The following is a 12,470-nucleotide window of genomic DNA, read 5'->3' as shown; positions in this document are numbered from 1 at the left end:
TAAGTCAAAAATAATGAGTAGTATAATTCACATCACATGTGAATGAGAGGAGTACTTGTACTTATGGAACAAGAAAAACAATTATTTTCAATGGATTTTGCCGGTCGTACAATGACCTTTGAAACTGGAAAGTTTGCCAAACAAGCAAACGGCGCAGTAATGGTACGATATGGTGATACGGCAGTGCTATGTACAGCGACTGCATCAAAAGAGCCAAAGGATCTTCCTTTCTTCCCTCTTACATGTAACTATGAGGAACGTCTTTACGCAGCAGGAAAGATTCCTGGTGGGTTTATTAAGCGAGAAGGACGTCCGAGTGAGAATGCCGTACTAACGAGCCGTTTAATTGACCGCCCAATCCGCCCTCTTTTCCCGGATGGATTCCGTAACGATGTTCAAGTGATCAGTATTGTTATGAGTAACGATCAAAACTGTTCTCCAGAGATGGCTGCAATGATTGGCTCTTCACTTGCTCTATCCATTTCGGACATTCCTTTTAGTGGTCCGATTGCAGGTGTGATCGTCGGTCGTGTAGACAATGAATTTGTGATTAACCCAACTACAGAACAGTTGGAGAAAAGTGATATTCACCTCGTTGTTGCAGGAACAAAAGATGCGATTAACATGGTTGAAGCAGGAGCTGAAGAAGTACCGGAAGACGTGATGCTTGAAGCCATCATGTTCGGTCATGAAGAAATTAAGCGTATCGTTGCTTTCCAAGAAGACATCGTGTCAAAAATTGGCAAAGAAAAAATGGAAGTAAAACTTGCTACCGACGATCCAGAGCTAGAAGCAGAACTTCGTGAAAAGTCGGAAGCTGACTTGAAAGAAGCAGCTACTGTATTTGAGAAGCATGCCCGTGAAACAGCAATCAAAGAAGTGGTTGATCGTATTTCAGCTGAGTATGCTACAGAAGAAGAGGATCGCAGCGGTGAAGCAAAAGCCATTTTGGACAAGATTCTTAAAGGGATCGTTCGCCGTTTAATTACGAAAGACAAAGTGCGTCCGGACGGACGTCAAATCGATCAAATTCGTCCACTCGATTCGCAAGTTGATATCCTTGCTCGTGTTCATGGATCCGGATTGTTTACACGTGGGCAAACTCAAGCATTAAGTGTATGTACGTTAGGTGCGCTAGGAGATGTACAAATCCTAGATGGCCTTGGTATCGAAGAAACGAAGCGATTCATGCATCATTATAATTTCCCGAGCTTCAGTGTAGGTGAAACCGGCCCAATCAGAGGACCAGGTCGTCGTGAAATCGGTCACGGTGCCCTTGGGGAACGCGCCCTTGAGCAAGTGATTCCTTCTGAAGAGGACTTCCCGTACACGATTCGTCTCGTATCCGAGGTTCTTGAATCGAACGGTTCGACATCACAAGCAAGTATTTGTGCTTCTACTCTTGCCATGATGGCAGCCGGAGTCCCATTAAAAGCTCCTGTAGCAGGAATTGCGATGGGCCTTGTAAAAGACGAGGAAGACGTATCCGTTCTTACAGACATTCAAGGTATGGAAGACTTCCTTGGTGACATGGACTTTAAAGTAGCAGGTACGAAAAAAGGAATTACAGCTCTTCAAATGGACATTAAAATTGACGGAATTAACCGCGAGATCCTTGAGCAAGCATTATCTCAAGCTCAAACTGGTCGCATGAAAATTCTCGATAACATGCTTAGCGCCATTGAAAGCCCAAGAACGGAACTTTCCGATTACGCTCCGAAGATTCTTACAATGAGCATTAACCCTGACAAGATCCGTGATGTAATTGGACCGAGTGGGAAGATCATTAACCAAATCATTGAAGATACCGGTGTTAAAATCGACATTGAGCAAGACGGTAAAGTGTATATCTCTTCTACTGAGTCGGAAATGAATAACAAAGCAAAAGCGATCATCGAAGATATCGTTCGAGAAGTTGAAGTAGGTGAAACATACCTAGGGAAAGTCAAACGCATTGAGAAGTTCGGTGCATTCGTTGAACTATTCAAAGGCAAAGACGGACTCGTTCACATTTCCCAATTGGCTAAAGAGCGTGTTGGAAAAGTGGAAGATGTTGTTGCTATCGGAGACGAGATCATGGTTAAAGTAACAGAAATCGATAACCAAGGTCGCGTAAACTTATCAAGAAAAGTTCTTCTCGGCGAAGAAACAAAATAATAACACCGCAAAAAAAGACCGGTCCACCGGTCTTTTTTTGCGGTGTTTTAAGATTTAACATGCTTTCGCTATGGCTCTGTTCGACATTTGCGGTGTAGGCCATTATCGTCTTCGTTATCGTTCTACCTTGTCCCTTCGGTGCATAGTGTAGTCATAAGGAGGGACAGCCTATGATAAAGAAGTTTTTAATCCAATGGTCAACGTTTTTATTTATCCTTCTTCTTACTTTTATTAGCACACATAACCCAATTACATCGAATTATATTGAAATGTTAAAGCATGAGGCGTCAGTCCCGGCAATGACGAGTAAAAATCCATTGTATGAAGAAATCGTAAATCGCAAAGCAGAATTTGAGGTTGCTCCTATAGATGCACGGGTTGACAAAGTTTGGAAAGGGATTCCTGGTTTGAACGGTCTATCAGTAAATGAGGCTGCTTCTTATGATAAAATGAGAAAAGAAGGGGTTTTTCAAAAGAACAAACTTGTTTATGATCAAACGAGCCCAGAAGTAACGCTTGATGATTTACCACCTAGTCCGATCTTCAGAGGTAATTCCGAGAAACCAATGGTGGCTCTTATGATTAATGTAGCCTGGGGAAATGAATTTTTACCTGGAATGTTAAAGACACTAAAGGAACATGATGTAAAGTCAACATTCTTTTTAGACGGTTCATGGGTGAAAAATAATCCAAAACTTGCTAAAATGATAGTGGAAGAGGGACATGAGATTGGAAACCACGCCTATTCTCATCCAGATATGAAGCAATTATCAAATGATCGTATTAGGGAAGAACTAGTCAAAACAAACGACATTATTAGCGCGACCCTTGGTTTAAATCCTCATTGGTTTGCTCCACCAAGCGGCAGCTTTCGGCAAGACGTTGTGGATATTGCTAGTGAACTGTCCATGCATACCGTCATGTGGACCGTTGATACAATCGACTGGCAAAACCCAGCACCAGACCAGATGGCAAGAAAAATTATCGATAAATCAGAACCGGGTTCACTTGTTTTGATGCATCCAACCTCATCTGCAGTACAAGGATTAGAGGATATGATTGAAGGGCTAAAAGAAAAAGGGTTACAACTCGGCACCGTGTCCAAGACACTTAGTGAAGAGCGCATCATTGGAAAACAACAACAGACGTGGTACTAGGGGGATTCAATTTTGATAAAAAGAGTAAAGTGTGACAATGGACTGAGAATTATGTTTGAACCAAATAATACAGTAAGGTCCGTATCTATTGGAGTGTGGATTGGAACGGGTTCAAGATTTGAGACGAAAGTGCAAAATGGTGTGTCTCATTTTTTGGAGCACATGTTTTTTAAGGGGACAAAATCTCGTAACGCACAACAAATTGCTGAATCATTTGACTCCATCGGAGGACAAGTGAACGCATTTACATCAAAAGAGTATACTTGCTACTATGCAAAAGTACTGGATGAACATGCAGAACATGCCCTTGAAGTTTTAGCTGACATGTACTTTAACTCAACTTTTGATCAAAAAGATATGGCTAAAGAAAAAAGCGTCGTCTTAGAAGAAATCAAGATGTATGAAGATACACCGGACGACATTGTGCATGATTTGTTAAGTCAAGCAGGCTTTGGTGATCATCCACTTGGTTACCCGATCTTAGGCACTGAAGAAACGTTGGATACGTTCTCAACGGACTCATTGGTCACGTATATGGATCAGTTCTATAATGCAGACAATGTAGTTATTTCGGTATGCGGAAATGTTGACGAATCGTTTATCGAATTTATTCAAAAGACCTTCAGCGGTATGCGTCAATTCAAGTCGGACAAATCACTTTCAAGTCCTACTTTTAAATATGACAAACTCGCACGCAAAAAAGAAACGGAGCAGGCACACCTTTGTTTAGGGTTTGAGGGGCTTCCGATCGGTCACGAAGACATGTACAGCTTAATTCTTTTAAATAACGTTCTTGGAGGTTCCATGAGCAGCCGTTTGTTCCAAGAGATTCGCGAGAACAGAGGCCTTGCTTACTCGGTGTTTTCTTATCATTCTGCCTTTCACGATACGGGAATGGTTACGCTATATGCAGGAACAGCTGTAAAGCACCTTGACGACATGTTCGAATGTTTAACGAATGTGATTAACCGCGTGAAAGAAGATGGAATCACGGAACGAGAATTAAAAAATGCAAAAGAACAATTAAAGGGTAGCCTAATGCTTGGTCTTGAAAGTACCAATAGCAGAATGAGTAGAAACGGAAAGAACGAACTACTGCTCGGCCGTCATAGAAACCTCGATGAAATTGTAACAGAGATTGAAAAGGTGACGTTAAGGGATGTATCATCTGTGAGTAGTGACCTCTTTTCCAAAGATTATGCCATGACACTGGTGAGTCCCAACGGCAAACTTCCAAGTTCCATCAGTTAGGTATGGACGCCCCTCTTTCTTCATAGAATCAAGTATAGAGGCTATGAAGGAGGGGGCTTATGCGTTTAAGTGAAATCAGCAATAAAGAAATCATTGATTTTCACAAAGGAGAGCGTTTAGGCGTTCTTGGTCAAACAGACTTGGTAATAGATGAACGAACGGGTCAAATTCAAGCGTTTGTTATTCCTACATTAAAGTGGTTCGGCCTTGCGAAAAGAGATAAAGAAGTTACGGTTTATTGGCACCAAATAAAAAAAATTGGAACCGATATGATTATTATTGAAGTCCAACCGTAGAAGCCTCCAAGTGAGGCTTTTTTTGTTTTTTCGCAAACAATTATTTTTTTGAAGTAACCCCTGTTCGCGTCTAAGAGAAGCGTCTACGAAGTCAAACTCCTTTCATTTACCTTAATCGATATAAAGAAATGATCGAAGTTTTTGAAAAAGACATCGTTCACTTTCGCACGTTCAATTCTCCCAATACATAATATGTGGATGAGAAACATCGCAAAAGAAGGTCCCCTTCATAAAGACATATGGGAGAAAGGGGAGAAAAACGAGTGTTAACGGATATGCATGTTGCCATTATTGGTGGTGATGCAAGGCAATTGGAAATCATAAGGAAACTTTCGCAGATGGATGCCAAACTGTCGTTAGTCGGATTCGATCAATTGGATGACGGATTTGCCGGAGCAAAAAAACAGTCAATGAGTACACTCGATCCGGCAAGTGTTGATGCAATCATCCTTCCGGTTAGTGGAATGAATGTTAAAGGTGAAGTAGAGTCAATTTTCTCTGGTGAACCAATTACGATAGATGCCAAGTGGTTAAACAATACTGATAAGGCAACTACCATTTACTCAGGAATATCAACAGACTCATTGAAAGCATTGCTTCATAAAAGCAAACGGCCCTTTGTGGAGTTATTCAGTCGTGATGATGTAGCGATTTATAATTCAATTCCAACTGCTGAAGGAACAGTAATGATGGTCATTCAACACACCGATACGACCATTCACTCTTCTGAGATGATCGTTCTTGGGTTTGGGCGTGTAGGGATGACGGTGGCTAAGACTTTCAAACATCTTGGAGCAAAAGTGAAAGTAGCAGCAGAGCAAACGGAATTATTAGCTCGAGCATTTGAACAAGGTTTCACACCAATTAACCTAAATGACCTCGAAGGTCATGCACAGAACACGGATATCATCATAAATACCATTCCTGCACAAGTACTAAAGGCCAATGTTATTTCTAAAATGCCTACTCATTCATTGATTGTAGACTTGGCAAGTAAGCCAGGCGGAACAGACTTTCGCTATGCGGAAAAACGAGGAATAAAAGCATTGTTGGCTCCGGGGCTTCCGGGGATTGTTGCACCAAAAACAGCTGGTAGAATCATTGCAAACGTATTGTCGTTATTATTGGCAGAGCAATGGGAGAAAATGAGGGGAGGCACTTCTTAGATGGGGTTAGAAGGAAAACATATCGGCTTTGGATTGACCGGGTCGCATTGTACGTATGAAGAAGTTATGCCAGAAATGGAAAAGTTAGTAAAGTTAGGGGCGAAAGTGACTCCGTTTGTCACATATACGGTTGAGAAAACCGACACAAAGTTTGGGGAAAGTGCAGATTGGATAGAGAGAATTAAAAGCATTACGAGTGAGCCTATTGTCAATTCCATTCCGTTAGCTGAACCGTTTGGTCCAAAGACTCCTCTAGATTGCATGGTAATTGCGCCTATTACGGGCAATTCCACAAGCAAGTTTGCTAATGCATTGACGGATTCACCTGTGCTAATGGGCGCAAAAGCAACCTTGAGAAACGGAAACCCTGTCGTTTTAGGGATTTCAACGAATGATGCCTTAGGGTTAAATGGAGTAAATATTATGAGGCTGATGGGCACTAAAAATATTTTCTTTATTCCTTTCGGGCAAGACCATCCATATTTAAAGCCCAATTCACTTGTAGCGGATATGAGCAGACTCTTAGACACTGTTGAGGCAGCAATGGCGGGAGAACAAATTCAGCCAGTTTTAGTACAAAGATATAATCAATGATGAAAAAATCCTCAACAATTGCTAGAATAGAAATAGTGCAGGTATATGACTTGCGAAGTACAACGTAGTTAAGGCTTGCCCTTAACTACGTTATGTTGTTTATATTCGCTGTTTTTAGTAAATATTGTTGTTTTTGGTAGGCTGTGATCAACTAGTTGGTTGTTGAATGAATATTAGGCCCCTTTATCGCTAACCTTTTTGACCGGGATTCCTGTTGCTATTTACGGACATGGAAAGGGGATGTAGTCATTAACAATTTAAAAACAGCCTTGGTTAAAGGGAGTTCTGCCACAAAGTGGAGATCCTTCTTCTTATTCACGTAAAGTGAATGGAATCGCCTAAAAGCAACAGGGCTGAGAAGAGCGTATATATAGAATAACCCGGTGTTGAAATGAAGGTTTTGGGTATGTAATAATACATAGCCATAACCGTTATGTTCAATACTTAAAGCCATGTATAGAGAGAGGAGAAATAGAAATGGAAACGCAAAAAACATTTAACTTAGCAGTCGTCGGTGCAACAGGTGCAGTAGGGAAAGAAATGTTAAAAACGTTGGAGCGACTACAATTTCCGGTGAAATCAATCCTTCCCCTTTCTTCAAAACGTTCTGCAGGATCCAAAATTATATTCCAAGGTGAAGAAGTAGAGGTAAAAGAAGCGACTCCGGAAGCTTTTGAAGGAATTGATCTTGCTTTATTCAGTGCAGGCGGTTCAGTTTCGAAAGCTTTGGCACCTGAAGCGGTCAAGCGAGGAGCTATTGTTGTTGATAATACTAGTGCATTCAGAATGGACCCAGATGTACCTCTAGTAGTCCCTGAAGTAAATCCTGACCATTTGGAAGATCATAATGGCATTATCAGTAATCCTAATTGCTCAACCATTCAAATGGTTGCCGCACTTGAACCAGTGAGAAAAGCATTCGGCTTAAAGAAGATTATTGTCAGCACGTACCAAGCTGTAAGTGGCGCAGGGGCTGATGCAATCGACGAAATGTATGCTCAATCAAAAGATGTAATCGAAGGAAAAGCAACAGAAGCAAACCTTCTACCAGTATCAGGTGATAAGAAACATTACCAAATTGCGTACAATGCCATTCCTCAAATTGATTTGTTCCAAGATAATGGCTATACGTTTGAAGAAATGAAAATGATAAACGAAACGAAAAAAATTACTGGAGACGCTGATTTGCAGGTTGCTGCCACATGCGTACGTCTCCCAATTGAAACAGGACATAGTGAGAGTGTGTTCTTTGAAGTAACCCAAGAAGGCGTTACAACAGAAGAGCTATTCTCTGTGCTAGAAAAAGCTGATGGGGTTACCGTGATGGACAATCCAAAGGAACAGCTCTATCCAATGGCGGTTGATGCTGCGGGCAAGGATGACGTATTCGTCGGACGTATCCGTAAAGACTTGGATAACGATAAAGGTTTCCACTGCTGGATCGTCTCCGATAACTTGTTAAAAGGGGCTGCACTCAACAGTGTTCAAATTGCCCAAACTCTTGTAAAAAAAGGTTTACTTAAGTAAAAATCAGAGGTGGGCTATGAACATGATCGTACAAAAATTTGGCGGTTCTTCACTTAAAACTCCTGAGATGAGGGAGCTGGCTGCCAACCATGTAATAAAGGCACTTACTCCAGGAAATAAAATTGTAGTTGTAGTCTCTGCAATTGGGCGTACGGGAGATCCTTACGCTACAGATACATTACTAAATTTGGTTGGAGGAAGTGTAAAATCCCACGTAACAAAACGAGAGCTAGATCTACTCGCTTCGTGCGGTGAAGTGATATCAGCTGTTGTGTTTTCACAGCTTCTAAATGAAAAAGGAGTCAAAGCGATGGCTCTCACGGGAGCCCAAGCAGGCTTTCGAACGACGGAAGATTACACGAATGCAAAGATTACGGAAATGAAAGTGGATGAGCTAAAAGCTACGTTAACCGAAGTAGACGTTGCAGTGGTCACCGGTTTTCAAGGACAAACGCCGAAGGGAACAACAGCAACCCTTGGCCGAGGCGGTTCTGATACATCGGCAACGGCACTAGGTGCAGCTTTAAATGCTGAAGTGGTTGATATCTTTACTGATGTTGACGGAGTGATGACAGCAGATCCGCGAATCGTTGACAAAGCTCAGTCATTGAGCGTTGTCACGTATAATGAAATTTGCAACATGGCTTATCAAGGAGCAAAGGTCATTCATCCAAGAGCAGTAGAGATTGCCATGCAAGCAAAAGTTCCTATTCGTATTCGCTCCACGTTTACTGATGGAGAAGGGACACTCATTACGACGACGACTGCCAAAGCGCTAGGTCAAGATGTTGAAGAGCGTCCGATAACGGGGATTGCCCATGTGAGTAATGTGACGCAGATAAAAGTAGTAGCTAACGAAGGGGAGTATGACCTTCAAGCGAAAGTGTTTAAAGCAATGGCCAATGAAAACATTAGTGTGGACTTTATAAGCATTCATCCTATGGGCGTTGCCTACACAGTGAAAGATGAAGTAGCAGACCAGGCGATCAGCGTGTTAGAAGCGATGGGATTTAAACCTGAAGCCGTAAGAAACTGCGCGAAGGTAAGTGCTGTTGGAGCTGGGATGACAGGCGTTCCAGGGGTTACATCCAAAATTGTCGGTGCTTTATCTGAGAAAAACATTCAAATTTTGCAATCTGCAGATTCCCATACTACAATATGGGTGTTAGTTAAGGAAGAAGACATGAACCATGCCGTAAACGCTCTGCATGACATGTTCTTGAACGAAAAATAGATCATCTATAGCTAGGAGTTGAACAATACATGAATTTTGGACATATCATTACTGCAATGGTTACCCCTTTCGACTCAAAGGGCAACATTGATTTTACAAAAACAACAAAAGTGATTGAACACTTGATCAGTAACGGTTCAGACGGCCTTGTAGTAGCAGGCACGACAGGGGAGTCTCCGACCTTGTCACAAGAAGAGAAGCTTGCGTTGTTCGAGCATGCGGTAAAAGTAGCAAACGGACGAGTAAAAATTATTGCAGGTACAGGATCAAACAATACATTTCAAACGATTGACTTTACGAAAAAGGCAGAAAAAACAGGTGTAGATGCAATTATGCTTGTTACACCTTACTACAATAAGCCATCTCAAAAAGGGATCTACGAGCATTTTAAAGCTATAGCTCAAAACACAAAGCTCCCGATCATGCTATACAACGTTCCGGGTAGGACCGGAACGAGTATGAGCACTGAAACAGTAGTGGAACTTTCCAAAATCGAGAACATTGTGAGTGTGAAAGAAGCAAGCGGAGACCTTGATCAAATTACAGACATTATTGCAAACACACCTGAGCCTTTTACAGTGTATTCAGGTGATGACGGCCTTACATTACCAATCATGAGTATCGGTGGTAACGGTGTTGTAAGTGTGGCATCCCATATTCTCGGAAATGAGATGCAAGAAATGATTCATGCGCATGTAAATGGAGATTACAAAACAGCAAGTCTCCTTCATCAAAAGCTTCTTCCAATTATGAACGGCCTTTTTGCGGCTCCAAGTCCAGTCCCAGTAAAAACAGCACTTCAACTCCAAGGATTAGACGTAGGAGGCGTACGCCTTCCTCTTGTTCCATTAACATCTGAAGAACGACAAACATTGGCAGCCACGCTCCAATCAAAATAAGAAGGAAAGCCCTTGGTAACAATTCCGAGGGCTTTTTATTTTTATAAGTATATCTCTGGGTGAGTGTAAGGTTCAGCTTTCCTGCACGCCATCCGCTCCATAAAGCAAGATCATCATTTCTGCTGGATAAATCCCTACCACGTCCAGTTCCATGGCCTATGGTCATCTAAATGTCGCTGTCACAACCTGTTGGCCGTTGTTGCAATTAAAAATGTTTTATTATCGTCGGAAGGTTTTTATCGCTTTTCAATGTTTGTTTTTCTCTACTCATACCAGTATTAATTTCTATATATTCATACAATTCCTGTCATTGAAAATTAAAGTGCGTTATACTACAGATAGAGAGTTGGACGTGATCAACCACTTATTGATGAATTAAGGACGTAGTGGTTTTACATAGAAGTGAATCTCATACAGGAGGAAATGGCATTGTCTAAACTTACAGAAAAGATTCGTGTTTTTGCCCTTGGAGGCATTGGGGAACTAGGAAAAAACATGTACGTCGTAGAACTTGATGATGAAATAGTGATCCTTGATGGGGGCCTCATGTTCCCAGAAGATGATATGTTCGGTGTTGACTTAGTCATTCCGGATTTCACCTACTTAGTTGAGAACAAAGATAAAGTAAAAGGAATTGTTCTTTCTCACGGACATGAGGACCATATTGGAGCGATTCCTTATTTATTAAAAGAAGTGAATGCGCCTATTTATGGAACAAGATTAACACTCGCTTTTGTAGAACAAATGTGTAAAGAACTAAATGGGTGCCCTAAACCGTTGGTAAAAGAAATTGACGAAGACTCGAAAGTCAAGGTCGGCAGTACGCCTCTAAGCTTTTTCCACGTTACACACAGTATCCCGGGTGCTGTAGGGGTTTGTATTCATACTTCACAAGGGCCGATTGTTTATACAGGCGACTTTAAGCTTGACCCTACCCCAGTGAATGGAAGGGAAACAGAACTTTCCAAGATCGCTGCTTTAGGTGACAAAGGCGTGTTGTGCCTGATGTCTGACAGTATGAATGCAGAAAAGCCCGGTGTTAGTTTAAGCGAAAAGAACGTAAAAGAAAAACTGAACGACGCCTTTTATGATGCCCCAGGTAGAGTGATTATCGCTACGTTTTCGACCAACCTTGATCGCATTCAACAGGCATTGGATGCAGCAGAGCGAACCAATCGAAAAGTCGTACCTGTAGGTCGAATGATGAAGCAAGTGATTCAAATCGCGTCCGAGCTAGACTACCTTTCTTATTCTTTAGACCTTATTGTGGAGCCAGATCAAATTGATAAACGTAACGATCAATCTCTTGTTATATTGACAACTGGAAGTAAAAATGAACCTTTAAGCGCACTATCACAAATGGCGAGAAAAACACACAAGCAAGTAAAAATAAAAAATACGGATAGGATTATCATTTCAGGCGCTACTACTCCGGGTAGTGAAAAATCAATGAGCCAAACGATTGACCTTTTATACCGTTCCGGTGCTGAAGTAGTTTATGGAAAGGGAAATATTCACGCAAGTGGACACGGGTATCAAGAAGAGCTAAAGCTTATGTTAAACCTGATTCAACCTCGTCATTTTATCCCTGTCCATGGTGAGTTTTCTATGCAATATGCCCATGGTGGACTTGCAGAGAGTTGTAATGTTGATAAGGAGAACATCTTCCTACTTGAAAAAGGTGAGACCGTTGAATTTGAAAATAGACAAGGAAAAAGAGGCAAAAAGGTACCTGCTGGAAATGTACTTATAGACGGACTTGGGGTTGGAGATGTAGGAAACATTGTATTACGTGATCGTCGTCTTCTCTCAAAAGACGGGGTGCTGGTCGTTGTCATCGGATTAACCAAAGGAAATGAATGTGTCTCGGGACCGAATATTATCTCTCGTGGGTTTGTATATGTGCGCGAATCCGAAGAATTAATTAAAGAGGCAGAAGCGTTGGTTACGAAGACGATCGCCCATTGTAACGAACAACATATTATGGAGTGGTCGCAAATCAAGAGTCATGTTCGTGATGTTCTTGGGAAATTTCTGTTTGAAAAAACAAAAAGAAGACCAATGGTCATGCCGATTATTATGGAATCTTAATTCCCAAGATACCCGATAGGATGAACCGGTAAGCTATTATTTATCACAAACGATTTAAACTTGGACATGTGATTAGGTGTAGCCGAAATGTTCAACGA

Annotated in this window: 10 protein-coding genes; all 10 read left to right on the top strand. The window is 41.5% G+C overall.

What is annotated here, in order from left to right:
• The first annotated feature begins 63 nt into the window (after window positions 1–63).
• Complete coding sequence (locus G476_RS0109295) at window positions 64–2,157, top strand: polyribonucleotide nucleotidyltransferase (protein ID WP_026689854.1); 2,094 nt, start codon at window positions 64–66, stop codon at window positions 2,155–2,157.
• A 170-nt stretch (window positions 2,158–2,327) separates the two neighbouring features.
• On the top strand, window positions 2,328–3,314 hold the full coding sequence (locus G476_RS0109290; RefSeq protein WP_026689853.1) for a polysaccharide deacetylase family protein: 987 nt from the start codon (window positions 2,328–2,330) through the stop codon (window positions 3,312–3,314).
• 12 nt (window positions 3,315–3,326) lie between these two features.
• The gene (locus G476_RS0109285) at window positions 3,327–4,565 is read left to right on the top strand and encodes a M16 family metallopeptidase (protein WP_026689852.1); all 1,239 of its coding nucleotides are present in this window, start codon (window positions 3,327–3,329) and stop codon (window positions 4,563–4,565) included.
• A 59-nt stretch (window positions 4,566–4,624) separates the two neighbouring features.
• Entirely contained in the window at window positions 4,625–4,861 is a 237-nt protein-coding gene (locus tag G476_RS0109280) for a YlmC/YmxH family sporulation protein (protein WP_026689851.1), read from the top strand.
• Window positions 4,862–5,124: 263 nt separating this feature from the next.
• Window positions 5,125–6,027 (top strand): dipicolinic acid synthetase subunit A, encoded by a 903-nt coding sequence (dpaA, locus tag G476_RS0109275; RefSeq protein ID WP_026689850.1) that lies wholly within the window; start codon window positions 5,125–5,127, stop codon window positions 6,025–6,027.
• Window positions 6,028–6,621: a dipicolinate synthase subunit B gene (dpaB, locus tag G476_RS0109270; RefSeq protein WP_026689849.1), complete on the top strand. Its 594-nt coding sequence runs from the start codon at window positions 6,028–6,030 to the stop codon at window positions 6,619–6,621.
• A gap of 477 nt (window positions 6,622–7,098) precedes the next feature.
• Window positions 7,099–8,148: an aspartate-semialdehyde dehydrogenase gene (gene asd / locus G476_RS0109265; RefSeq protein ID WP_026689848.1), complete on the top strand. Its 1,050-nt coding sequence runs from the start codon at window positions 7,099–7,101 to the stop codon at window positions 8,146–8,148.
• A 16-nt stretch (window positions 8,149–8,164) separates the two neighbouring features.
• The gene (gene dapG / locus G476_RS0109260; RefSeq protein WP_026689847.1) at window positions 8,165–9,382 is read left to right on the top strand and encodes an aspartate kinase; all 1,218 of its coding nucleotides are present in this window, start codon (window positions 8,165–8,167) and stop codon (window positions 9,380–9,382) included.
• Window positions 9,383–9,411: 29 nt separating this feature from the next.
• A complete protein-coding gene (gene dapA, locus G476_RS0109255) occupies window positions 9,412–10,281 on the top strand; it encodes a 4-hydroxy-tetrahydrodipicolinate synthase (RefSeq protein WP_026689846.1) in 870 nt (289 codons plus the stop codon).
• Window positions 10,282–10,704: 423 nt separating this feature from the next.
• Window positions 10,705–12,372, top strand: a complete 1,668-nt coding sequence (locus G476_RS0109250) for a ribonuclease J (protein ID WP_035186342.1) — start codon at window positions 10,705–10,707, stop codon at window positions 12,370–12,372.
• Window positions 12,373–12,470: the final 98 nt, after the last annotated feature.

Origin of the sequence: Alteribacter aurantiacus DSM 18675, from assembly GCF_000429705.1 — a bacterium.
GTDB classification, from domain to species: Bacteria; Bacillota; Bacilli; order Bacillales; family Salisediminibacteriaceae; genus Alteribacter; species Alteribacter aurantiacus.
Note: the sequence above shows the minus strand (reverse complement) of the source record. Positions and strands in the feature narration are given on the sequence as shown.